General features: G+C 68.3%; 19 protein-coding genes and 2 pseudogenes. 10 read left to right on the forward strand and 11 right to left on the reverse strand.

Annotated features, from left to right (window positions below; genetic code table 11):
* A partial coding sequence (locus ACFOWZ_RS29935; protein WP_382377252.1) for a transposase occupies positions 1-219 on the reverse strand: 219 nt, incomplete at its 3' end.
* 718 nt (positions 220-937) lie between these two features.
* On the opposite strand from ACFOWZ_RS29935, the gene ACFOWZ_RS29940 reads away from it, so the two are divergent.
* The 4 genes and pseudogenes from ACFOWZ_RS29940 to ACFOWZ_RS48030 all read left to right on the forward strand — a co-directional run.
* A complete protein-coding gene (locus ACFOWZ_RS29940; protein WP_382377253.1) occupies positions 938-1,687 on the forward strand; it encodes an alpha/beta fold hydrolase in 750 nt (249 codons plus the stop codon).
* 32 nt (positions 1,688-1,719) lie between these two features.
* Positions 1,720-2,610: a DUF3592 domain-containing protein gene (locus ACFOWZ_RS29945; protein ID WP_382377254.1), complete on the forward strand. Its 891-nt coding sequence runs from the start codon at positions 1,720-1,722 to the stop codon at positions 2,608-2,610.
* A gap of 108 nt (positions 2,611-2,718) precedes the next feature.
* Positions 2,719-3,417 carry a DUF998 domain-containing protein gene (locus ACFOWZ_RS29950; RefSeq protein ID WP_382377255.1) on the forward strand — a complete coding sequence of 233 codons (699 nt, stop codon included), beginning with the start codon at positions 2,719-2,721 and terminating at the stop codon, positions 3,415-3,417.
* 185 nt (positions 3,418-3,602) lie between these two features.
* Positions 3,603-3,845 (forward strand): annotated as a pseudogene (locus tag ACFOWZ_RS48030) (PEP/pyruvate-binding domain-containing protein); the annotation flags it as partial.
* Between the two features lie 59 nt (positions 3,846-3,904).
* Here the strand turns inward: ACFOWZ_RS48030 and ACFOWZ_RS48035 are convergent.
* Together ACFOWZ_RS48035 and ACFOWZ_RS29960 are read right to left on the reverse strand one after the other, a co-directional pair.
* A pseudogene (locus ACFOWZ_RS48035) lies at positions 3,905-4,132 on the reverse strand (IS30 family transposase); the annotation flags it as partial.
* Between the two features lie 351 nt (positions 4,133-4,483).
* Positions 4,484-5,593: a hypothetical protein gene (locus ACFOWZ_RS29960; RefSeq protein WP_382377257.1), complete on the reverse strand. Its 1,110-nt coding sequence runs from the start codon at positions 5,591-5,593 to the stop codon at positions 4,484-4,486.
* 320 nt (positions 5,594-5,913) lie between these two features.
* On the opposite strand from ACFOWZ_RS29960, the gene ACFOWZ_RS29965 reads away from it, so the two are divergent.
* Both ACFOWZ_RS29965 and ACFOWZ_RS29970 read left to right on the forward strand, forming a co-directional pair.
* On the forward strand, positions 5,914-6,030 hold the full coding sequence (locus ACFOWZ_RS29965; RefSeq protein WP_382377630.1) for a hypothetical protein: 117 nt from the start codon (positions 5,914-5,916) through the stop codon (positions 6,028-6,030).
* Positions 6,031-6,111: 81 nt separating this feature from the next.
* Complete coding sequence (locus ACFOWZ_RS29970) at positions 6,112-6,888, forward strand: GNAT family N-acetyltransferase (protein ID WP_382377258.1); 777 nt, start codon at positions 6,112-6,114, stop codon at positions 6,886-6,888.
* A gap of 86 nt (positions 6,889-6,974) precedes the next feature.
* Here the strand turns inward: ACFOWZ_RS29970 and ACFOWZ_RS29975 are convergent, their stop codons facing one another.
* Positions 6,975-7,364 carry a hypothetical protein gene (locus ACFOWZ_RS29975; protein ID WP_382377259.1) on the reverse strand — a complete coding sequence of 130 codons (390 nt, stop codon included), beginning with the start codon at positions 7,362-7,364 and terminating at the stop codon, positions 6,975-6,977.
* Between the two features lie 7 nt (positions 7,365-7,371).
* On the opposite strand from ACFOWZ_RS29975, the gene ACFOWZ_RS29980 reads away from it, so the two are divergent.
* Positions 7,372-9,279, forward strand: coding sequence for a S9 family peptidase (locus tag ACFOWZ_RS29980; protein WP_382377260.1), 1,908 nt, complete (start codon positions 7,372-7,374; stop codon positions 9,277-9,279).
* Between the two features lie 253 nt (positions 9,280-9,532).
* Here the strand turns inward: ACFOWZ_RS29980 and ACFOWZ_RS29985 are convergent, their stop codons facing one another.
* Both ACFOWZ_RS29985 and ACFOWZ_RS29990 read right to left on the reverse strand, forming a co-directional pair.
* Positions 9,533-11,578, reverse strand: a complete 2,046-nt coding sequence (locus ACFOWZ_RS29985; protein ID WP_382377261.1) for a YhgE/Pip family protein — start codon at positions 11,576-11,578, stop codon at positions 9,533-9,535.
* Complete coding sequence (locus tag ACFOWZ_RS29990) at positions 11,578-14,253, reverse strand: MMPL family transporter (RefSeq protein WP_382377262.1); 2,676 nt, start codon at positions 14,251-14,253, stop codon at positions 11,578-11,580. Before ACFOWZ_RS29990 ends, ACFOWZ_RS29985 begins: the two co-directional genes overlap by 1 nt.
* A 92-nt stretch (positions 14,254-14,345) precedes the next feature.
* On the opposite strand from ACFOWZ_RS29990, the gene ACFOWZ_RS29995 reads away from it, so the two are divergent.
* From ACFOWZ_RS29995 to ACFOWZ_RS30005, 3 genes are all read left to right on the forward strand, one after another.
* Positions 14,346-14,999 carry a TetR/AcrR family transcriptional regulator gene (locus tag ACFOWZ_RS29995; RefSeq protein ID WP_382377263.1) on the forward strand — a complete coding sequence of 218 codons (654 nt, stop codon included), beginning with the start codon at positions 14,346-14,348 and terminating at the stop codon, positions 14,997-14,999.
* Positions 14,996-15,967 carry an amidohydrolase family protein gene (locus tag ACFOWZ_RS30000; protein WP_382377264.1) on the forward strand — a complete coding sequence of 324 codons (972 nt, stop codon included), beginning with the start codon at positions 14,996-14,998 and terminating at the stop codon, positions 15,965-15,967. The genes ACFOWZ_RS29995 and ACFOWZ_RS30000 overlap by 4 nt, the downstream gene beginning before the upstream one ends.
* A 152-nt stretch (positions 15,968-16,119) precedes the next feature.
* Positions 16,120-16,428 carry a hypothetical protein gene (locus tag ACFOWZ_RS30005; protein WP_382377265.1) on the forward strand — a complete coding sequence of 103 codons (309 nt, stop codon included), beginning with the start codon at positions 16,120-16,122 and terminating at the stop codon, positions 16,426-16,428.
* A 73-nt stretch (positions 16,429-16,501) separates the two neighbouring features.
* Here the strand turns inward: ACFOWZ_RS30005 and ACFOWZ_RS30010 are convergent, their stop codons facing one another.
* From ACFOWZ_RS30010 to ACFOWZ_RS30030, 5 genes are all read right to left on the reverse strand, one after another.
* Entirely contained in the window at positions 16,502-17,911 is a 1,410-nt protein-coding gene (locus tag ACFOWZ_RS30010; RefSeq protein ID WP_382377266.1) for an endo-1,4-beta-xylanase, read from the reverse strand.
* A gap of 9 nt (positions 17,912-17,920) precedes the next feature.
* Positions 17,921-19,399 carry a family 43 glycosylhydrolase gene (locus tag ACFOWZ_RS30015; RefSeq protein WP_382377267.1) on the reverse strand — a complete coding sequence of 493 codons (1,479 nt, stop codon included), beginning with the start codon at positions 19,397-19,399 and terminating at the stop codon, positions 17,921-17,923.
* 18 nt (positions 19,400-19,417) lie between these two features.
* Positions 19,418-20,422 (reverse strand): arabinan endo-1,5-alpha-L-arabinosidase, encoded by a 1,005-nt coding sequence (locus tag ACFOWZ_RS30020; protein ID WP_382377268.1) that lies wholly within the window; start codon positions 20,420-20,422, stop codon positions 19,418-19,420.
* A 232-nt stretch (positions 20,423-20,654) separates the two neighbouring features.
* Positions 20,655-21,680 (reverse strand): quinone oxidoreductase family protein, encoded by a 1,026-nt coding sequence (locus ACFOWZ_RS30025; RefSeq protein WP_382377269.1) that lies wholly within the window; start codon positions 21,678-21,680, stop codon positions 20,655-20,657.
* A 98-nt stretch (positions 21,681-21,778) separates the two neighbouring features.
* Positions 21,779-22,681: a LysR family transcriptional regulator gene (locus tag ACFOWZ_RS30030; RefSeq protein WP_382377270.1), complete on the reverse strand. Its 903-nt coding sequence runs from the start codon at positions 22,679-22,681 to the stop codon at positions 21,779-21,781.
* Between the last annotated feature and the right edge of the window lie 82 nt (positions 22,682-22,763).

Raw genomic sequence — 22,763 nt, forward strand, 5'->3', positions numbered from 1 at the left:
CGCGAGCCGCTCCGCATCACCGGTGGTGGTACCCGGCCGGTCCCCGGCGTCGGTCTCCGCACGCTTGACCCAGGTCCGCAACGCCTCGGGATGGATCCCGAGCTGCTCGGCGATCCGCTTGATCGCCCCGGTCGCGGACGCCGGGTCCCGGCGCGCTTCCACGGCCATCCGGGTCGCCCGCTCACGCAGCTCGTCTGGGTACTTCTTCGGTGGGGCCATCAGTCCTCATCATCCAGGCTTGATGGTCTCCATCAAACCCGGTACGGAACAACAGCGACGTCACCAAGCTCCACCACGCAGGGGTCCAGGACGCACCCGGCGAGACCGAGCGATGACACGCGGCTCCTCAGCGCGCCACGTCTCATCAATACCTGGACAGACCCCGCTCCGACGCGATCTTTACGCCGTCTTTGCGCGTCGGCTGCCAGCTCAACCTGTGCCTCCACGTCACCTGAGGTTTGCCTCCGACGTGTTTTTACGGCATCTTGACGGGTGGAGCGCCGGGAAGCCTGGTCGGCCCGTTCGTCACAACACGGTGGCGGCGGCTACACGACTCGAGGTGCCATGCCCCGGCTGCCATCATCCTCCGCGTTCTCCCCCGCCCAGTCCGGCAAGACGGGACACCCGGCCGAACGCTGATCCGTGCGTTCGTCCGGCCTCACCAGCACCCGGATACCGAGTTGCTCTTCTTTCTCTTGTCTTGCAAGGCATTCATGCCGCTGGTCTCTTGGGGCGAGGTGTGTCGTGGTGCTCGTTCCGCGCACGATTCCGATGATCGACAGCTCGCAGATCGCGATCGCGTCGGCAGCACCCGCTTGACGCATGGGGCGCGGACAGGAACGAGCGCGACTACGAACTATCCGGAGGTCCCCCGATGATCACTACGACGGCGCCCGACGGCAGCAGCGTGCATGCGTACGACGAAGGACGAGGTCCGGTGATCCTGTTACTGCACGGTGGCATGGACGACGGTGCGTCGTGGGCACGTGTCGCCGCGCGGCTCAGGTCGCGGTTCAGAGTGCTGCGACTGCACCGCCGGCAGTACCGGCTGGATCTCAAGACCGGCGAAGCGTGCACGATGGCCGCCGAAGTCGAGCACGTCCGCACCCTGGTGCGGCTGATCGACGAACCGATGCTCATCGTCGGGCACTCCTCCGGTGCGGTGCTCGCGCTCGAGGCACTGGTGTCGTTGCCCGAGGCGTTCGCCGGCGCGGTGCTGTACGAACCGCCCTGCGTGATCGGACCACTCCTCGGCGGAGAAGCCTTGAGGCGAGCGCAAGCCGCCATCACTGCCGGACACCCCGGCAAGGCGATGGCGATTTTCCTGCGCGACATCGTACGAACTCCGGCGTGGGTCGCCTGGATGTCGGGGGCATCCATCCCGCTGATTCCCCGGTTGCGGCGGCTCGCACGGCACCAGCTCGACGACTGTGCGGCCATCGACGAGGTGGGCCTCCGGCTGGATGCGTACGCGCGGATAGACGTGCCCGTGGTGCTGCTCGGCGGCGAACGCAGCCCGGCGCACCTGGGCGAACGGCTGGACGCGTTGGAACACGCCATGCCGAACACCGAACGCGTGCGGTTGCACCGCCAGGGCCACGCCGCGAACACCCTCGCACCGGCCCGAGTGGCCGAAGTCATCACCAGGCTTGGCGGCGAGGTGCTGCGAAACCCGTCGCGGGGGTGATGAGTTTCGCCAGGAACGGAGGTGGGGCGGAGATGCGTGAAGCCGGGGTCGAGGACGTGCGCCGGTTGCGGCTTCGCACGGTGTGCGTGCGCGGCATGGATGATCTGACGCGGCCCGGCAGCTACTCCGTGCCGGAGCCGGTGGCCACGGTGGCGGTGCGGCGCCTGCGTCGTCGTGGCCGCGCGATGGCCTTGATCGGCCTGCTGCTGTTCGCCGGATTCGTCGTGGGCGCGAACCTGTTGGTGGACAGGGCCGACGCGCTGCTCGCGACCGGCGAGCCCACTCCGGGCGTCGTGGTCGGCGTGCATCCGGGCCTGCGTGGTGCGGCGGGCACGATCGACGTGCGCTTCACCGTCGCGGGCGTGGAGCGGACCCGCTCGATGAACCTCGACGACAGCAGCCCGGCGCTGGAGGCGGGCGACCCGATCACCGTGTTCTACGACCGCGACGACCCGGAGCGCATCGCAGCCCCGGGAGTGTCCAACGCTCCGTTCCTGCCCAATCTCCTGACCGTGGTTGCTTTCGTGCTGTCGGCGACGCTGCTGCCGCCAGGGGTGATCGGCCTCGTCAGGTGGGGCCGCCGCGTCCGCGCTGTCCGCCTCCACGGCTGGCGCCGGGGCCAGGCCGAGACCGATGGCAACCGGATTCACCGCATCCGCTTCCACCGGAACGGGCCGGGCCTCGGTCCGGTCGACGGCGGGTCCACCGACTCGCGCGACCACGCCATGACCGTGGTCACCACCTCCCCGGTCGCCCATGAAATCCCACCGGAGTTCCGCACCGGCGAGGTCCTCGTCGGCGGCCGCGGCAGACACCTGGCGCTGATGTTCACCCGTGGCCCTGTTCTCGCCGCCGCCTGGGAGGTCCACCAAACGGCTCACGTCCAGCCGCCCGAACACCTTCTTACAGAAGTTTCAGAATAAGCTAAAATAACTGTACCGCCACGGGTTCGTGGGAGGTACCAACAGGAGAGCCGGGAAGTCTGGTCGGCGCGCGATGCTCGCTGTCGCGAAGAACAGGAGGCCGTTCCGGTGACCAGCCCCCAATCCGGCTCACGAGCGCTGCTGGCCAGCGGCATCGCCGCAGGCGCGCTCCTGGAGGTGATCCTGTGGGCCGACGGCGCGACCCGCACCGGCTACAGCCTGTGGCACCACGGCGCCAGCCAACTCGGCACGGGCGACCACGCCTGGCTCCAGACCGCCAACTTCGTCCTCGGGGGCCTGCTGCTGGCCGCCTTCGCACTCGGACTACGCCGCACGTTGAAGTCGGGCCCTGGCGCCACCTGGGGCCCGCTCATGCTGGCGGCTGCGGCAGCCGGGCTCGTCCTCGCCGGGCTCGTGCCCACCGACCCCGCGCTCGGCTATCCGCCTGGGCAACAGGCCACCGGAGTCACCGCCGGCGGGGCTGTCCACCAGGTAGCGGGCTTGGCGCTGTTCGCCGGGCTCAGCGCGGCGGCCTTCATCCTGGCTCGACGGCTGGGGCAGACCAGCCGCAACTGGGCGATCTACTCCCGCTTGTCCGGCGCCCTCGTCATCATCTTCGCCTTCGCCGCCGGTATCGCCTACCGCCTCGACACCATGGACATCTGGCGCCCCGCTCCTGCGGGCTTGCTCGAACACCTCTCCCTGCTCGCCGGATTCAGCTGGACCATCGTCGTGGCAGTCCATCTGCTGCGTACACCCACCGCCGACCGTGGGGCCATTCCCAGGGCCGACGCGGGCCACCAGTGATCTGAGACTTCGGCGTCGATGAGCGAGGTCCTACGTACTTGCTGTGCTCACGCCTCCGAGGTCGAACGGGTAGTGGAACTGACCTGACCCGCGAGGAGGACTCGGACATGAACCTGATCCGCCTGTCGGAGATCGACTCTTCCCTGCTCGACCTGGTCGGCAGCAAGGCCGCCCGACTGGGCGAGATGACCAAGGCGGGTGAGCGGGTCCCGGACGGGTTCTGCCTGACCGTCGAGGCCTACCGGTCGCGGCACCTGCTGGAATCCGAACTGATCGACGCCTACGAGCAGCTCGGTGGCGGCAAGGTGGCGGTGCGCTCCAGCACCACCGCCGAGGACCTTCCCGACGCCAGCTTCGCCGGCCAGCAGGACACCTACCTCGACGTCGAAGGCGCAGACCAACTCGTCGACGCCGTCCTCAGGTGCTGGGACTCCTTGCACTCCGAACGTGCCGTCTCCTACCGCGCTGCCGTGGGCATCGACGACGCCAGAAACCGGCCCCGCACAACAGAAGGCGCCGCCGAGGTGATCGGCGGCGCCCCTGCTCTGCCACTTGTCGGGTTACTGCCGTTGCGCCAGCGTTTGCCGGTCCGGACGTTGATCCCGACGATCTTGCACGCTTCCCGACTGCTCACGAGCGCAAGATAGGCCTCACGCTCGCGGGTCAGACGACGGCGGCCCTGGTTGATCGACCGGTCCCGGATCTCGAAGTCCATCGCATCCCCTGAACTGGGATGTTGCGACGACTCCTAGAACCCAAGCACAGATGAGGGGCCGTTCGGTTTTTCGCGCACACCAACAACTGCCCGCATCGGCCTGCGGGACACAAATCTGTACACAAACGGGGTCTACACGGCCAGTCGGACTCCTTCGGCAGGAATAGACCACTGATGTCTCCGCAGCTCCCGCAACAAGAGCGAGTCGTTGGTGCTACGACTGCGACCGGGCAACCGAGCATCGGGTGACTACGGTAGTCCAAGCCGCGATCACCGCAGGCCACGGCCCACAGGGCAGGTTCTGGAACCGCGCGGTGGGGCGAGTGATGGGCAGGGTGAGACGCCTGATGATTAACCGGTCCGTGCCTGCCACAGCACCGCCCTGGTGGTTGAACCGATGGAGTATCCCGCGATGTCGCCGCGGTCATTGATCGTGCGGACGGTGCTCCACTCGTCTCCGGGGAGCATCCCGAGGTCGGTCATCATGCCGTTGCGGTCCCAGGACACGGCGTGGGAACTCGTCTCATCGGTGCGGCCGATGGCCACGCCCCGGTCGTTGATCCTGAACGCGATTCCACCCATGCCTCCCTGCAGCAGCTGGACCCTGCCGTTGTTGTCCCACCGGGCGGCGCGGCCGTCGGTCACGCCCACCGCGGTGTTGCTGTTGTTCACCGCGTAGGCGATACCGAAATGGCCGTACGACGGGAGTTGCAGAGCTGTCACCCGACCGGTGCGATCCCACCGCGCGGGGTGCATTTCGTCCGCTCCAGCGGTGCTGGCGCCTCCCGCGACCACTCCGTGGTCGTTGATCCACTGCCCCAGTCCGGTGGAGCCGCCGAGCGTGGGCAGTTCCGTGATGCCGCCGTCGCGGTCCCAGGTGACGGCGCGGCCGAAGCCGTCCGGCGTGGTCGCGATGCCCGCGACGACACCGTGGTCGTTGATGCTGTTGGCGACACTCGATTGCCCACCAGGCAGCGTACCCAGGTCGGTGGGTCGTCCATGCTGGTCCCAGCGCACCGCGTCGGACAGGCCGTCGGCGGCGCGGGCGAACCCAGCCACGACGCCGTGGTGGTTGACCGGCCCGACGCCGGTGCCGCCGTCCTGCACCAACGGCCGCAGGACCGTCATGACTCCGTAGCGGTTCCACCGGACCGAGTGCTGCACGACTTCGTTCCACGCCATGCCTGTGATCACACCGGTGTCGGTGATGTCGATCGCGGAGCTCGAGAACCCCGAAGGGACCTTCAACGTGGCGAACCGCCCGTCGCGGTCCCACATGGCGGCTTGCTGGTATCCGTTGGCGGACTGGACTGTGCCCACGACCATGCCGACATCGTTGACCCCGGATGCCTGGCTGCTGGTCGTACCGTCAGGCACCTCGAGCTCGATCATCGTGAACCGCCCAGCCGCCGCGTCCGGCTGGGCACGGGCGACCACCGGCGCCACACCGCTCGCAGCCATGATCACGGCACCGCAGAGCGCGGGTAAGGAACTCCATGCCACCTTGTACACGTCGATCCCCAGTCTGGATTGTGAGGTGCGCCCTGTCAGCGCCCCCCGGCCACCACCACTCTTGGCCCTCGTCATACGCGCGAACAGAGCCGAAGGGGCCACCGGCGGGGGCCGTTGGCCATTTCGCGGACAGACAGCTACCTTCCCGCGGCCGAGTTAGATCAACGGCGGCGACAGGCAAAGACCTGCGAGAGCTACTGGCTCAGCGTGCCAACTTCACCTTGTCCGCGCCGTCGGTGTACGCGCTGATGAACAACGAGCCGACCCAGGTGAAGACCGAACCCTTGCAGGCCTTGTGCACCGCTCTGCGATGCACGCCGAACGAGCTCTACGGCGTGACCGTTCCACGCGAGGTCTCGTTGACCGGCGAACCCGAAGCTGCTTGACTCGCCGCTCGCAGACTGACAAGAGCGCCGCGAACTGATGCGCGGTTCGAGATCGACTTCGTTCAGTGGTCTGCAGGAGCGGTGAAGAAAGTACTGTCCGCGCAACGGCTGGCCTTGGTCGGTCGCGTGTGGATAGTCATGGCGGATGGCTTTGTCGAACTCCACTGCTTGCGCCCCAACATCAGGGTCGTGGTCACGGATCCATCGCCAGCCCGCGTCGCCGTGGAACGGGCAAGTTATTGCGGACATCCGGTAACGATCGGTTGGTCGCAGGACACGAATCGACCCGGAGACAAGCTGCATCTCGTGGGAAATTCCGTTGCCGGTGGTCGCGGTGGTGGTCAGGCTGATCAGCAGGAGGTGCGTCGGGTGGCCGAGGTAGTCGTGAAGCTGTCGGTGCGTGATCTGAGTCAGGAAGATCTGCAGTGGTGCTCGTGGTCTGGTTCGGCTCTGCATCTGACGCAGGTCGCCCGGGAACTGGAGCGCGCTCAGGCCGGGATGGTGGACTACCTGGCGGTGTGTCCGCCGTCGGACATGCCCGTGGCGATCGGCGGAGTCGACTACCAGGTGAATCCGGGCGCTGGAACTTTGTGGCAGCTCGCTGTGCACCCTGCTCTGCAGTCTTGCGGCGTCGGAACTCTCCTGGTTCAAGCAGCTGAGCAGCGCATTCTCGATCGCGGACTGCACCGCGCAGAGTTGCGCGTCGAGGAGAGCAATCGTCGCGCCCGCGCACTGTATGAACGGTTGGGCTACGTGGGTTACGACCGGAAGCCGGATGCCTGGGATGCGGAAGGACCGGACGGTGTTGTTCGCCGCTATGAGACCGTCTGCACGGTGATGCGGAAGTCGTTGGCGTGATGTCCTGACCGGCGAAGAAACTCCGAGGTCGGCCCGGAACACCGGAGTCGTGTGAGGTGCCAGTCGGGGCCGGCCACTGGACCAACTCATGGTGAACCTCCGGCGATGCTGTCCGCGACTGTGGGCAGGGCAATGAATGGGCGGTCGACGCCGAGTTGCTCCGGCGAGGGGCCTGCGGGCGTGGGGATCTTGGCCAGTCGCTCGGCCAACGCGGTCAGCGCGTCGCGGTCGCCTTCGAGGGCGGCGCGTTCTTCGCTGGTGAGGATGAGGCGTTCGAGCATCTGGTCGACGCCGTCTTCGACTTCGAGCAGGCGCCCGTTGCTGGATTCTTTGCGGAGGTAGAACGGGCAGCGGGCGCAGGCGAGCCGGTGCGGGCATTTGGCGAAGAAGTCGTGGGTGCAGTAGCCGTCGCCGAGGTCGTAGTACTTCCGAGCGCAGTGACTCGTCCACGTGGTGTGCTGTTGACGTTGGCACACTGATCACATGACAGGCTTGACCGCTGAACTCGTGGTCGAGGGTCGCGTCCCGCAGACACCGGTTCTCGCTCCGAACGGGCATCTGCTCTGCTACGTCCTCGCCCCCATCAGCCGAATCAGTGACCACCTCGACACCGCACTCTGGCTGGCCGACATCAACGGCGACGGTGTGTGGAGCCGGGTGACCGCCGACACCGCGACGGAGTCCCTGCCCCGCTGGTCCGCGGACTCGCGCACGCTGTACTTCCTGTCCGACCGCGCCGAGCGGGGTACTCCGCAACTGCACCGGCTCAGCCCCGCCGACGGCGTGGTGATCGCGGTGACCAACTGGCGCGCCGGCATCGTCGACCACCTGCCGCTCGCCGATCCCCACCTGATCGCGCTGCTCGCCGAGGACGAGCCCACCGAACAGGACACGCGTCGCGCCCAGGACCGTGATGACGCCATCGTCGTCGGTGAGCACGAACCGCGTGCCCGGTTGCGCCTGCTCGACCTGCGCACCGGCCACGTCACCACCCCGAACGTGTTCGACGGCCGGCACGTCGTGGAACTGCGGCAACGACCCGACGGTGGCCCGCTCGCCGTGCTCACCCAGGCCAGCGCCGACAAGGACTACGGCCCCCGCACCGGCCAGCTGCACCTGTTCGACCCCGCCACGGGGACTGCGGAAGACCTTGGACCGGTCGAGGTCGACGCACACTCCCTGGCCTGGTGGCCGGCTGAAGACGGTTGGCACCTCGGTTACGTCGCCCTCACCCCACCGGTCCTCCACGCCGGCACAGCCGTGTTCGACCTGGCTATGGGCAGCCGCGTCCGCCGCAACCGCACCGCCGACCTGCCGATGTGCCCCACCGAACTGTGCCAGACCGACGCCGCCCCGCTGGTGGTCTTCGCCAACGGCCTGAACACGACCCTGGCCCGGCTCGACGTCGACGGTCCCACACCACTGTCGCAGCACCCCGGCCACCTCGACGCCCTCACCACCACCCCAGCAGGCAAGACAGTCGCGGCACTGACCGGCACCCGTTACCAACCCACGAACGTTCATGTCGGGCCACCGACCGGGCCGCTGCGGAAGATCACGGACACCCGCCCCGAACTGGACGACATCGCATTCGGTACCCAGCGACCGCTGGCCTATCGAGCCGCCGACGGCCTCGATCTGGACGGTCTGCTCGTACTGCCGGCCGGGAAATCCGCTTCGGACGGCCCTTTCCCGCTCGTCACGATCGTGCACGGAGGCCCCGACGACCGGTACGCCGATCGCCTCCAGTTGTTCTCGTTCCACAGTGCACGGCCACAGTGGCTGGCCACCGCCGGATACGCGGTGTTCCTGCCCAACCCGCGCGGCGGCCAGGGCCACGGCCACGAGTTCGCGGCCAGCGTCGCGGGCAGGGTCGGCCGGGAGGAATGGACCGACATCCTGACCGGCATCGACCTGCTCATCGCCGAGGGCATCGCCGACCCCGACCGACTGGGCATCGCCGGCGGCAGCCACGGCGGATTCATGGCCGCCTGGGCGATCGGGCAGACCAACCGGTTTCGCGCCGCGCTGGTCGACGCGGGTATCACCGACTGGGGGATGCTCGCCGCGACCGGGGAGCACGGCCAGCTCGACGGCGCGCTCAGCGGCAGCATCGGGTGGGAAGGGATCGGCCCACACCCGCACGACGCGGTCAGCCCGGTCTCCTTTGCCAGCCGTGTCCGCACCCCGGTGCTCATCCTGCACGGCGCCGAGGACACCAACGTCCCCCTCGGCCAAGCCGTGTACTTCCACCGGGCACTGCGCCACTTCGGCGCCGAGCACGAATTCGTGATCTACCCCAGAGAGGGCCACTCGATCCAGGAACGCAACCACCAACTCGACGTCCTGCATCGCACCCGTGCCTGGTTCGACCGCTGGCTCAAGCCCTGACCGGAGATGCCTGGTCCTGGCGTCGTTGTTCCCACACTGACGACTGCAGCTCCGGCGATCGACGACGCGACCAGAACGGCAGGGATGACGTATCCGGCCCAGTGGTACCGGCGGATGTTGTGGTCGTATTCGAAGGGGGGCCGGCTGCGGTCCGAGGACCAGCGCGAGTCGGCAAGTGCGGCTGCGTGACAACGATGCACAGCGACGGGAGCTCTAGCACCCCGTTAAGGGCCTTCACAGCTCGAGGAAGGCGTCACGCGGCGGCGACGGCCAGGTGGTCGGCGCGCAGGCGAAGCCGCCGGGTGGACAGGTAGCGGCGGCGGTCGGTGATCAGCACGGTGGCCAGGCCGCCGATGAGCAGCCAGGCGCACAGGTGCGCCACTCCCGTGGTCAGGCCCGGCCCTCCGGTCGCCACAGCCCGCAGAGCGATCACCGCTCCACGGGTCGGCAGGTAGTCCGCGAGCGCGTGAAGTGGTCCGGGCAGGGTGGACACGATGCCGGTGGCGGCGGTGAGCACGAGCACGGCGAGGGCTGCCAGCCGGCCGCCTCGGCCGAAGAGGGCGGTGATCGCCTGGTTCAGCGCGACGAACGCGCAGGCCGCGAGCAGTGCGACCGCCAGGAAGCCGAGGGTGCGGGCGAAGTTCAGGTGCAGGGCGGGTACGGCCACGGCGGTGATGGCCAGCGCTGCCAGTGCGGCGGCGGTGGCACCGGGCACGGCGGCGCGGACGATGATGCGCCACGTCGGTTCGCGGGCGGTCAGCACGGCTCCCGGCACGGCCTGGGTGACCAGGTAGGTGGCGAGGGCCAGTGCCCACAACGCCAGTGCGGCGAACAAGGGGATGCCGAGGTTGCCCGCAGAGGTGCTCTCGACCGTGGCGGTGGTGGGGTCGGCCGCAACGGTTTTGAGGTGGGCGCGTTCGGCATCGGTGTAGGACGGCACCTGGTTGCGGCCCTTGTCGAGCTCCGTCGCGAGCTGTCGTGCACCCTCGTCGACCTTGTTCACGCCGTCGGCGAGCTGCCCGGCTCCGGTGGCGAGCTGGGTGGCTCCCGTCGCGAGTTGTCCCGCGCCGGTGGACAGCTGCTGCGCGCCGGTGTTGGCCTGACGGACTCCCGCGTCGAGCCTCCGCGCGCCGGTGGCGGCGTCGGCGATGCCGGTGGCGAGCTCTGCGGAACGGGCGGCGAGGGTGGCGTTGCCGTTCGCCACCTGACGGGCGCCGGAAGCGAGTGCCTGCACGGAGTCGCGCGCTCGCACGGCGGCGTCGCGGACGGTGGCCTTGGCGCCGTCGATGCGTCCGGCGTCCGCGGTGAACCTGTCGGCGGCCGCTGACAGGTCGCGACAGAACTCCGGTGTGCCGGCGCACTGGCCGGCCAGCCGCTGGAACTCGGCGGCACTGGCCGCGGCGGAGGGCAGGGCGTCGATCGCGGCGATGATCCGGTTGGCGAGCGGCACGACGGTGGCGGCGAGTTGTTCGTTGCCCTGGGCGACCTGGTTCGCGCCGTCGGCGAGCTGCCTGGTCAGCGCGGGGAGTTGCGCGGTGTCGCGTTGTGCCTGCGTGAGGCCTGCGGCCAGCTGCGACGAGCCGGTGGCGAGCTGAGCGGTGCCGGACGCGAGTTGAGCTGCCCCGTCCGCGAGCTGGGTGGCGGCGGTGCTCAGCTGAGCCGAGCCGTCGGCGACCTGCCGGGCACCGGGGACGAGCTGGCCGGTGCCGTCGGCGAGCTGCCGGGCGCCGTCGGCCGCCTTGCCGATCTGGTCGTGGATCGTGCCGAAGGCGATGTAGACGTTGTCCAGGTAGGTTTCCACGACCTGCTGGTCGAGAGACTGCTGGGTGGTGCGGGCGACCTCTTCGGACAGTTCGGGGTCGATGACGCCCGCGGACGACGTCGTCTGCACGCTGAGCACGGCCCTGGTCGCCTCCAGCGGTTTCGCCGTGGCGGTGGAGGTGGCGCGCGCGGAGAAGTCCTTCGGAATGGTCACCACGGCGGTGTAGGTGCCGTCGGCGAGGCCGTCCGCGCCGTCGGTGGAGTCGGTGAGCACCCACCTGTACGGCGAATCGGTGCTGTGGGTCAGTTTTCCGGCCAGTTCCCGGCCCAGCGGGATGATCTGGCCGTTCACGGTGACGGGTTCGTCGAGGTTGACCACGGCGGCGGTGGCCGTGCCGTGGTTGCGGTCGGGCGTGGCGAACGCCCAGGCCAGCAGACCCGTGATCACGACCGGCACGAGGATCAGCCCGGTCCAGGTCTTCCACGTCAGCGGGCCGGAAGCGAGGGCGCGGGCCGAGTTGGCGAACGGCTTGAGCATCAGAAGACCTCGACGGGCTGCGGGCGCACGGCGCGCACGTGGGCGGTGGAGGGCAGCAGGTCGGCGATGCGCTCGGGGTCCTGGCAGGTGACCACGAACGACGCGGTGCGCCGGGCGAGCAGGCCGCGCAGTGCGGCCCGGGCATCGGTGCGCAGGACGACGTCGATGTCGTCGAGCAGCACCAGGCCGACACCGTCGGCGAGAGCGGCGGCGGCCTCACCGACGGGGTTGGTGTTGGCACGGCAGGGAATGACGGCCACCTCCCGGCGCAGCGCGTGGGCGTGTTGTGGCAGAACACGGCCCAGGACCTTCAGATCACCACGGTGTTTGGTGACGCGTCCGGCGAGGGTGAACAGCAGCGCGGTCTTGCCGGTCGCGCCCACACCGTGCAGGACGAGCACTTCGCCGTGTGGCAGGTGGAGGTCCACGTCCCGGAAGACCGGTTGCCCGCGGTCGTCGTCGAGGCTCAGCTCGCGTGCACTGATTGCTTCGTCGGTGCCCGGCCAGTCCGCCAGCCGCAGCTCGTGAACCAGACCGTCGCCTTCAGCGTCGAACACGGGCAACGCCCGGTCGAGCTTGGGCGGCAGGCCCCACGCGCGGTGGCCCAGCAGCGCGAGCACGGCGGGGACCAGGGTCATGCGCACGATGAACGCGTCGACGAACACGCCGACCGCGAGGCTGAACGCGATGGGCTTGATGGTGGAGCTGCCTTCGGGCACGAACGCGGCGAACACCGCGAACATGATCACCGCCGCCGCGACGACGACGCGGGCCGCCGACACGAAACCGGTCTCGATCGCGTGGTGCGGATCGCCGTGGTGCACGTAGTCCTCGCGGATGCGCGAGACGAGGAACACCTCGTAGTCCATCGCGAGTCCGAAAAGGACACCCATCAGGATGATGGGCAGGAAGCTGATGACGCTGCCGGTGTGCGTGACGCGCAGCAGTTCGGCGAAGTGTCCTTGCTGGAACACGAACGACGTGGCGCCGAACGCCGCGCCGACCGACAGCAGGTATCCGGCGGTCGCCTTGATCGGCACCCAGATCGACCTGAACACCATGGCCAGCAGCACCAACGACAGCCCGACCACCAGGATTCCGAACGGGAGCAACGCACTCCCGAGCTGGGCGGAGACGTCGATGCCCACGGCGGTGATGCCCGTGACCGCCGTCTTCGTTCCGAAGGCGTCCAGGAAGTGCTGTTCGCGGTCACGCAACCGGTTGACGAGCTCGTCCGTCTGCGGCGAGTCGGGTGCGGTCGCGGGAACGACCTGGATGATTCCCGTGTCCCCCTTGGGGTTCGGCGTCGCCAGCGGCACCGACGCGACACCGGGAAGGCCGCGGATGTCGTCGGCGAGCCTGTTCACCAGCCCGACGGGGTCCGTGCTGGTGATGATGTCGGCGGTGACGATGAGCGGACCGTTGTAACCGGGCCCGAAGTGCTCCGCCACGACGTCGTAGGTGTCGCGGGCGGGGCTGCCTTCCTCCTCGGTTCCGTTGTCCGGCAACGCCAGCCGCAGTTCGAGCGCCGGCACCGCGCACAGCGCGAGTCCGATCACGATCACGATCACCGTCACCAGCGGCGCCTTGGTGGCCGTGCGCACCCACCACCGGGCCACCTGCGGTTTGGCGCGCTTGCGGGGCTTCGGTGAGCGTGGACGCAAGCGCGGCCCCGCGAAGGACATCAGGGCGGGCACGAGCGTGACCGCGATCGCGACGGCCAGCGCGACCGCGACAGCAGCCGCCACCCCCATGGTGGTGAGGAACGGGATTCCGGCCACGGACAGCCCGAGCAGGGCGATCACGACGGTCAGACCGGCGAAGATCACCGCGGACCCCGCGGTGGCGGTGGCGCGGGCGATGGACTCCTCCACCTCCAGTCCCTCCGCGAGCTGGTCGCGATGCCGGGACAGCAGGAACAGGGCGTAGTCGATGCCCACCGCGAGCCCCAGCATCACCGCGAGCATCGGCGCCGTGGACGAGATCGGGGTGAAGACGGTGGCCAGGTACACCAGGCCGATCGACACGCCCACGCCGAGGATCGCGGTCACCAGCGGCATGACGGCCGCGACCAGCGACCGGAACATCAGCACCAGCACCAGCAGCGCGATGAGCAGTCCGATGCCCTCGGTGGGACTGAGCTTCGGCACCCGGTTGGAGAACGCGTCGCCACCGGTGTGGACCTTCGCGCCCTCGCCCACCGACTTCGCCAGATCGCCGGCGACGGCCGACAGGTCGGCCTTCGTCGCCGGTTCCACGTCGGCCAGCTGCACCTTCAACGGCACCGCGATCAACGCCGCGCGTCCGTCACCCGAGACCGCGCCCGTGACGTTCTGCCCGAACGGGTCGACCACCGCGGCCACCTGGCCGATCGAGCCGATGCGCTCGACCGCTGCCGCGACCGCGGCCCGGTTGCCGGGCGTGTCGACCTGCCGCCCCTCGGGCACGACCAGTACGAGCTGGGCCGAGGTTCCGCTGACCTCGGGGAAGACCCGGCCGAGGTGGTCGAGCGCGTCCTGCGACTCCGAGCCCGGGATGGCGAACGTGTCGTCGGTGCCCTGGCTCGCCAGCAACGCCGCTCCCCCGCAGACCGCGAGCAGCACGACCCACAGTGCCACGACCAGCAGGCGGGCACGGGCCGCTGTCCGGCCCAGCCGGTAGAGGAACGACGACATGCGGGGCTCCCATCAGAGCGGATACACCGTGTATCGTAAATACACGATGTATCCGATGCATCGTGCATCGCGTCACTCATAGGGCTGGTGTGATGGCAAGAGGGATTACGCGGCGTAGGTCCGAGACGCGGCAGCGGTTGGTCGAAGCCGCCTACGCGGTGTTCAGCGAGACCAGCATCCGCGACGCTCCCGTCGAGCAGATCTGCGATCGGGCAGGCTTCACCCGCGGCGCGTTCTACTCGAACTTCGCCAGCAAGGAGGAGCTCTTCCTCGCGGTGTACGAGGCACAGATGGGTGACCGCGCGGACCGGCTGCGCGCCGCGGTGGAGAGCGGCCTGGCAACTGTGGACCCCGGTGATGGCGACTCCGTGACCAGGGTGCTGCTGACCGCGGCGGCTCAGTTCATGCAATCACCGGCGGCTGATGAGACGTGGTACCTGCTCAACGCCGAGTTCCGCGCCCAAGCCCTGCGGCAACCCGAGCTGCGCGCGGCGACCGCCGCCGCCGAGCAGGTCTTCCACGACGCTCTGGCGACTGTGCTGCAGGACATGGTCGACCGCCTCGGCCTGCGATTGACGGTCGATCCCCACGCCGCCGTCATCACGGTCATCGCGCTCTACGAGACCATGCTGGAGCGCGCTCTGCTGAACGAATCTCCCAGCACCGCCGACAACAGCTTCCTGACCGAGGTTCTGCCACGCGTGCTGGCGGCGCTCGTCACACCGAAGACGGGGGAAACGTCATGAGCCGCGCACGCCGGATCGACACCCACCAGCACGTCGTTCCTCCCCGCTACGCGACGTGGCTGCACGAGAAGGGCATCCGGCCCGGCGGCGTGGACCTGCCGGCCTGGTCGGAGAACTCCGCGCTGAAGTTCATGGACGGCAACGACATCCAGACCGGCATCCTCTCGCTCACCATTCCCGGCGTGTACTTCGGTGACGTGCCGGAAGCCCGCCGCTGGGCCAGGGAGATCAACCAGTACTGCGCGGAACTCGTGCAGCGACGCCCCGACCGGTTCGGCTTCTTCGCCACCCTCACACTGCCCGATGTGGACGGTGCGCTCGCCGAAGCCGAGTACGCGCTCGACGTCCTGCACGCGGACGGAATCGTGCTGCTCGCCAACAACGACGGCCGCTACCTCGGTGACCCCGGCTTCCAGCCACTGCTGGAGTTCCTGCACCAGCGGGAGACCACCGTGTTCATCCACCCCGGCGAGCTGCCCGCGCCCGACGTCCCCGGCATCCCCTCGTTCACCGCGGACTTCCTGCTCGACACCACCCGCACCGCGATCAGCCTGATCCTGTCCGGGTCGATGAAGCGCTACCCCGGCATCAAGTTCATCCTCGCCCACGCCGGCGGTTTCGTCCCCTACATCGCCTACCGCATCCTGCTGACGATGCTGAACGAGAAGAACAAGCTCCAGCAGGCGTGGGCGCTGATCGACCAGAAGCACCAAGTTCCCAAACACCTGGCGGTGCTGAAACAGTTCTACTACGACATCGCGCTGTCCTCGACGCCCGCCGCACTGCCGAGCCTGCTCGAGGTCGCCGACCCCGACCACATCACGTACGGCAGCGACTTCCCGTTCGCACCAGCACCCGCGATCGGCTTCCTCACCAAGCAGTACGAGAACTACCCGCTCGACGCGAAGCTGCGCGAGGCGATCGACCGCGGCAATGCCGAGGCACTGTTCCCACGCCTCAAAGGCTGACGACATGGGCCTCTTCGCGCAAGACGAGCGCTTACTCCGCCACTTCGGACAATCCTCTGCGCACTTCTCGGGAAATCGCTGTCCGGCAAGGATTCTCTTGCATCCTGGCACGCAGGGCCGGAAGGCCTGATGGTGTCGACCGAGAGGAAACCATGTCGAAGACCAGAAATCGCGCTCTGGCCGTCCTGGGGCTCGCCGCGGTGCTGAGCGGGTTCGCTGTCCCCGCCTCCGCGTCCGAGCCGCTGAAGGTCAGCTGCTACGCCTGGAACGACCAGCACACCTACGGCGTCCGGTGCGAAGGGAACAAGGAGTTCTACTTCCAGGCGATCGCCGACTGCACCAACGGCCAGCAGTACAGGGGGCCGATGATCCGCGGCGGCAGCGGGACGTCGTACGTCTACTGCTCGACGTACAACGCCCGCTACGTCCAGGGTACTGGCCAATTCGCCAGCACCTACTAGGGAGCACCCTGCGTCCAGAACAGCCGTGTCCCCGTGCGGTAGCTCGGGGACACGACCTCTGGATCACAACTTCTCAGAAGGACCACCGCTGGTGGTCGCCGCCGTTGCAGGTTCCCAGGACCACACGGGTGCCGTTGACGGTCGCGGCGCCGTTCACGCTCAGGCACAGCCCCGACTGGGCGTTGGTGATGGTGCCGTTGGCGTTCAGGTTCCACTTCTGGTTGGCACCGCCGTGGCAGGTCCAGATGATCGCCGCCGTGCCGTCGGCGGTGCCGGCGCCCAAGGCGTCGAGACACCGTCGCGAGTCACCGGTGTAGACGGTCAGCTCGCCCGCGGTCGTGCGGGTCCACTGTTGGTTGGATCCGGTCGAGCAGGCCCAGATCTGCAGCTGTGTGCCTGTCGTGGTCGAGGCGTTCGGAACATCCAGGCACTTGTCCGCCCCGACCGCGCGCACCGGGCCGCGTGGGTTGTTGAGCGCGTAGAGCACGTCGTAGTAGGCCTGTTTCTTGGCGTAGTTGCCGTCGAACAGCAGCGGTGTCTCCTCCTTGCGCCACGAGTACTTGTCCGTGATGCCCCACACCGTGATGCCGGTGCAGCGAGAGACGGCCAGGCAGGCCTGGGTGACCTTCCGGTACACGTCGGCCTGGGCTGAGCCGCTGCCGCCGACGTCGAGCTCGGTGATCTGCACGTCGACGCCGAGATCGGCGAACCGTTGCAGGTTCGCCTGATAGGTGCCGAGTGAGGAGTTCGAGCTGAGGTGGCTCTGGAAGCCCACGCAGTCGATCGGCACCCCACGGCTGCGGAAGTCCCGCACCATGTTGTAGATCGCCGTGCTCTTGGTGTTGACGCCGTCGGTGTTGAAGTCGTTGTAGCAGAGCTTGGTGTTCGGGTCTGCCGCGCGGGCCGCGCGGAACGCTTCCTCGATGTAGCCGTCGCCGAGCTTCTGCTGGAAGACCGACTGGCGGCGGGTGCCGTCTCCCAGGAACGCCTCGTTGACCACGTCCCAGGCGTAGATCTGCCCCTTCCAGTGGCCCATGACCTGGTTGATGTGGTTGCGCGTCGCCGAACGCAGGTTGGTGGCGTCGAGGTCGTTGACCCAGCTGGGGAGTTGCGCGTGCCAGACCAGCGTGTGCCCGCGGATCGTCATGCGCTTGTCCCGGGCCCGGTTGACGATCTCGTCCGCGGGACCGAAGTTGAACTGGTCGCGTCTGGGCTCGGTCGTGCTCCACTTCATCTCGTTCCCCGGCGTGACGCCGTTGAACTCCGTGGTCCACGTGTTCACGTACGCGGCCTCGTCGAGATGACCGGAGATTCCCGCGCCGAAGTACCGCCCGCTCTGGGCTGCCGCGGCACCGGGCGTGCTCGCCGCCTCAGCGGGTCCCGGGAACAACACGAGGGCGGCTGCCGCCAACGCCGCCGTCGACAGCGCCGCCGCACTGACGCACCACCGCAGTCGTGGGATGTAGATCAACTCGTTCCTCATCTCGATGTCTCAGCCCGTCTCGCCCGAGGGAGCGGTGAGAGTGGTGCCCAACCGGACAGGGGCGCCGAAGTTCGGCGTGCCGTCGGAGTTCCAGGTGAACTTCTGCGCGCGGGTCGAGCGGTTCATGTCGCAGCCGCCGGACGCCGAGTCGTTGGCGTGGTAGACGATCCAGTCCTCGGTGCCGTCCGGTGACTTGAAGAACCCGTTGTGGCCCGGTGCGTACACGCCGTTGCCGTCGTTGCGCTGGAACACCGGGCTCGGCGACTTGGTCCAGTGCGCGCGGTTGAGCGGATCCGTGCCGGTCAGGGTGAGCAGGCCCAGCTTGTAGTCGGGCCCCCAGCACGCGCTGGCGGAATAGACGATCATCGTGCGGCCGTTGTGGTACAGCGGTTCCGCGGCCTCGTTGACCTGCCCTCCCTGGTTCTCCCACGCCAGGGTGGGCTGGCTGATCGTGCGCCGGGCGCCGCCGATCGTGTACGGGGTGGACAGCGGTGTGATCGTCAGGCTCTGGGTGCCGTCGATCGCGCTGCCCAGCAGGTAGAGCTTTCCGTTGTGCTGCAGGATGCTCGGGTCGATCTCCCACGTGTCGCCCAGGTCCGCCTTGAACGTGTACGGCCCCATCGGGTCACTGCCGGAGCTCTCCAGCACGTGCAACCGTTGCGTCGGGTTGAAGTCCGGCACGTTCTGGCCGGCCACGTAGTACAGGTACCAGCGGCCGTTCAGCAGGTGGAACTCCGGCGCCCACATGTTGCAGCACCCGTTCGGCCTGCCGGACAGGGTGAACACCACGGTGTCCGCGGCACTCGACAGTCCTGCCAACGTCCGCGACCTGCGCATGGTGATCGTGGAGTTCCACGTCGTCGTGGCCAGGTAGTAGTAGCCGTTGTGGTACTGCAGCCACGGGTCGGGGCCGTTGCGCTTGATCGGGTTGGTGAAGGTGCGGGCCGCGCCGAGCTTCACCAGCTGCCACTGCTGGTTCGTGCCCCCGGTGTCCGGCCACTGGACAACCTCGGCGCCGTCGGCGGTGGAGAAGCCGAGCACGTCGACGGCCTTGCCGCTCGCGCGGTTGACCAGCCGGACCCGCCCGTCCGGCGAGTCGACGAGCCGGAACTGCTGGCCGGCCCGGTTGGCGTCGGTCGTCTGCACCAGGCCCGTCCGGTCCGCGGTGGACGGGAAGTCGAGGACTTTGCCGCTGTGCCTGGACTTCAGCCGGTAGTAGCCGCCGCCGGAGTCGACGAACTGCCACTGCTGCCACGCGCCGTCGTTGCGGGTGTACTGCGAGATCCGCGCTCCGTCGGCGGTGGCCAGCTCGTAGACGTCCAAAGCCTTGCCGCTGTTGCGGTTGACCAGCACGTACGACGCGCTGGTGTCGACGATCGCGGCGGACGCCGTCGTCGGCAGCGCGCTGGTGGTTCCACCCAGCAGCGTGACCGTGGCGGCCAGGACGACGGTGGCGCGCCCACGGTGTCGCGCGGTAGCTGATCCCAAGATTGCCTCACAGTGTCCTCAGTAGACGAACGGCCAGCCTGCCGCGTCGTAGGCCAGCAGGTTGATGCCGAGCAGTGGAGCGCCGTTGTCGGCGTAGTAGTGGTACACGAGGACATCGCTGTCGACGTCGGCGAAGACGTCCTGGTGTCCCGGGCCGTGCACGTTGCCTCGACCGGCCAGGATCTCCGTGCCGCCGCCGGAGGTCATGGGAGTGCCGTTGCGGTCGTGGAACGGCCCGGTGACGCTGGTCGAGCGCCCGGCCATCACCCGGTACGTGCTGGACGCGCCTCGGCAGCAGTAGTCGAAGGAGACGAACAGGTAGTAGTAGGAACCGCGCCTGACGATGGTCGGCGCCTCGATCGGACCGCCGTTGCGGCCGGCGATCGAACGGATCACGGAGTCGGACCGCAGGCCGTTCGACGGGTTGAGAGCGACCGTCTTGATGCCGGACCAGAACGATCCGAAGCTCAGCCACCAGCGGCCCTGGTGGTCGACGACCAGGTCGGGGTCGATGGCGTTGAAGTCGTCCGACGTCCGGGACTCGACGACGAGGCCGCGGTGGGTCCAGGTGCCGGAGTTGCCGCTGGGACTGGTGGCCAGGAAGATCGCGGACTTGTTCGACCCGAACGTCGAAGCCGAGTAGTACAGCCAGTACTGGCCGTGGTGGTAGGACAGGTCAGGCGCCCAGAGGTGGCGGCCACCGCCGGTGTAGCCCGTGGTCCACGGCGCGCCGCCGGGGAACGCCGGCCCGGCGTCGCGGAAGGCGATCCGGTCCGTGGAGGTCTTGAGCGAGATGTTGTCGCCGGTGTGCGCCACGAGGTAGCTGCCGTCGGTGCGCTTGACCACGCTCGGATCGTGCACACCGACGTCTCCCGTCACCCGGCCCGGTCCGGGGTAGGCCGAGGCGGGCGACGCCGTCGCGGCTGTGACGGACAGAGCTGCCAGCAGGGCCAGGACGGTTCTTCTCAGTGCGACGCCCGGCGCCGCCAGAAAGCCGCGGCGAGACATTCCCGGTGTCGTCATCAACGCTCCAAAACCTGATGTTCAGGAACTCAGATGCTAAAGAGCATCCAACCGGGAAGACAATGCCCAGACCGATTCAGGCACGCGACTGACCAGGCTTCAGAGCCCAGGTTTCGACCATTTCGACGTCGATCGAGCAGCGTTTCGGGGAAAGCTCCGATTTTCACCGGAAGTGGTTTCGTCGAATGCGTCGTCGAACGCTGCCGCTCCATCGTCGAATCCGTTCGACGAGTCAGTCCGCCCAGGGCAGCAGAACCATCTTTCCCGTGCTCCGCCGCCCCTCGAGAAGCCGGTGCGCCTCTGCCGCGGCCGACAACGGGAACTGCTGATCGAGGACGAGCCGCAGCCGGCCCTCTCGCACGAGACGGACCATCTCCTCCAGTGCCAGCGCCAACTCGGAGCGGGCGTACAGGAAGTAGAAGTGCAGAGCGAAGAAGGTGAACGACAGGTTCATCAGGACCTGGCTGGCCAGCCCCGCCGTGAGATTCACGACCGGCATCTCCCCGTTCACCGTGCCGTGCACCGCGAGACGGCCGAAGGGAGCCAGGCCGGCCGTCGCCTCGGCGAGCATCTCGCCACCACCGCAGACCATCACCGCGTCGACACCCCGGTCGCCGGTCTTGCGCAGCACTTCGGTGTGCCACCTGGGCTGCGTGTAATCGACCACGGAGTCCGCGCCCAGGCCGAGGACGAGTTGTCGTTTCTCGGGCGTGCCCGCCGCGCCGACGACCTGGCTCGCTCCCATGATCCGCGCCAGCTGCACGGCGAGGGAACCGACGCCTCCCGCGGCGGCGAGCACGAGGACGGAGTCGTTCTTCGCGAGTCGCACGCCGTCGCGCAGCATCAGGTACGCGGTCAGACCCTGCACCAGCAACGCCGTCGCCTCGGCGAATCCGAGGTCGTGCGGCAGGGGGAACACCTCGCCGGCGGGTGCCGCGACGTACTGGGCGTAACAACCGGACCGGGCGGGATGGGCGATCCCGAAGACCCGGTCTCCTACCCGCACGCCGGTGACCTCGTCACCGACCGCGGTCACCACTCCCGAGAACTCACCTCCCAGAACGCGGGGCAGGCGGGTGGCCAAAGGACAATAACCGCCACGGCGACGCTCGACATCGGTGAAAGTGATGCCCGCCGCCTCGTTGCGAATGAGCACTTCGTTCGCACGAATGGAGGGAACAGGCAGCTCATCGCAACTGAGGACGTCCGGTGGGCCTTGCCGGGTGAGCCGGACCGCTTTCATGGTCTCAGTCGGCATGAACGCCCTTTCGGTCGACCTGCTGAGATCATCCCGATCGGCACGACCAAGACCAATATCAATACGTGCAGCCAACGATCGAGGATTTCGATCCCGCGTCAGCGAGGCGTCAGGCGGGCGAGAGCCGTTCGCAGGAACGCCTGGGCCGCCGGTGAGGCAGGCACCGGCGCGCGGTAGCTGAGCGCCATGGGCTGCAGGGCATGAGGATCGTCGATGCGCAGCACGCAGTCCGCGAGATCGGGAGGGACGACCGCGTCGGCCACGGGTCGCGGCACCACGGTCACGCCGATTCCCTCCAGGGCCAGCGACGTGAGGTCAGCGGTGCTCTGCAACGCGCAGGCACTCCGGCGGCGGGCACCGGCCCTGCCGAACGCCGCGTCCACCTGGACGCGGAGCGAGGTGTCCGTGCCGCAGTCGAGGAAACGCTCGTTCGCCAGCTCCCCCAGACCGGTGGCGCCGGTCCCCCGCAGGCGATGCCGCCTGCCGACGACGACCACGAGCGGATGCAACCGGAGCAGGTGGTGCGCAAGCCCGGTGGGCAACTGGTGCTCGTGCAGTCCCAGAAGCGCGATCTCGAGCTCACCGGTCACGAGGTGACTCGCGGCCGTCACTCCACCCACGTCGGACATGACGAGCTCGACCGCGGGACAGGACTCCTGGAACTCCCTGAACAGTCCGAGCATGTCCAGGTCCGAAGCCGTGATCGTCGGCGCGCCGACGCGCAGGCGGCCCTGGACGCGTTCGTCGAGCGAAGCGATCTCGGCAGTCGTCTCCTGCACGGCGCGCAGCACTTGCCGTGCACACGCGACGAACACCTCACCCGCCGCGGTGAGTTCGACCCGGCGGCTGGTGCGGTCGAACAACCACGACCCGACCTCGCGTTCGAGCTGGTTGATCTGGTGACTGAGACCGGACTGCGCGATGTGGTAGCGCTCGGCGACCCTGGTGAAGCTGAGCTCCTCGGCGATCGCCACCGCGTACTCCATCTGCCGCAGATCCACCGGGAACTCCGCATCCTCGCCGCCGCCTGACCGGAGATTATCGCGATCTTGCCGACGGGTTCAGCCTCCCAAAGTCTGGGAG

Origin of the sequence: Lentzea rhizosphaerae (assembly GCF_042649515.1) — a bacterium.
In the GTDB taxonomy this organism is placed as follows: Bacteria; Actinomycetota; Actinomycetes; order Mycobacteriales; family Pseudonocardiaceae; genus Lentzea; species Lentzea aerocolonigenes.

Coding starts and splice junctions, on each gene's coding strand:
- ACFOWZ_RS30020 (WP_382377268.1), bottom strand. CDS start 20,422: ATGACGACACCGGGAATGTCTCGCCGCGGCTTTCTGGCGGCGCCGGGC.
- ACFOWZ_RS30025 (WP_382377269.1), bottom strand. CDS start 21,680: ATGCCGACTGAGACCATGAAAGCGGTCCGGCTCACCCGGCAAGGCCCA.
- ACFOWZ_RS29960 (WP_382377257.1), bottom strand. CDS start 5,593: ATGGCTGCGAGCGGTGTGGCGCCGGTGGTCGCCCGTGCCCAGCCGGAC.
- ACFOWZ_RS29985 (WP_382377261.1), bottom strand. CDS start 11,578: ATGCTCAAGCCGTTCGCCAACTCGGCCCGCGCCCTCGCTTCCGGCCCG.
- ACFOWZ_RS30000 (WP_382377264.1), top strand. CDS start 14,996: ATGAGCCGCGCACGCCGGATCGACACCCACCAGCACGTCGTTCCTCCC.
- ACFOWZ_RS30005 (WP_382377265.1), top strand. CDS start 16,120: ATGTCGAAGACCAGAAATCGCGCTCTGGCCGTCCTGGGGCTCGCCGCG.
- ACFOWZ_RS30010 (WP_382377266.1), bottom strand. CDS start 17,911: ATGAGGAACGAGTTGATCTACATCCCACGACTGCGGTGGTGCGTCAGT.
- ACFOWZ_RS29945 (WP_382377254.1), top strand. CDS start 1,720: ATGCGTGAAGCCGGGGTCGAGGACGTGCGCCGGTTGCGGCTTCGCACG.
- ACFOWZ_RS29980 (WP_382377260.1), top strand. CDS start 7,372: ATGACAGGCTTGACCGCTGAACTCGTGGTCGAGGGTCGCGTCCCGCAG.
- ACFOWZ_RS29995 (WP_382377263.1), top strand. CDS start 14,346: ATGGCAAGAGGGATTACGCGGCGTAGGTCCGAGACGCGGCAGCGGTTG.
- ACFOWZ_RS29990 (WP_382377262.1), bottom strand. CDS start 14,253: ATGTCGTCGTTCCTCTACCGGCTGGGCCGGACAGCGGCCCGTGCCCGC.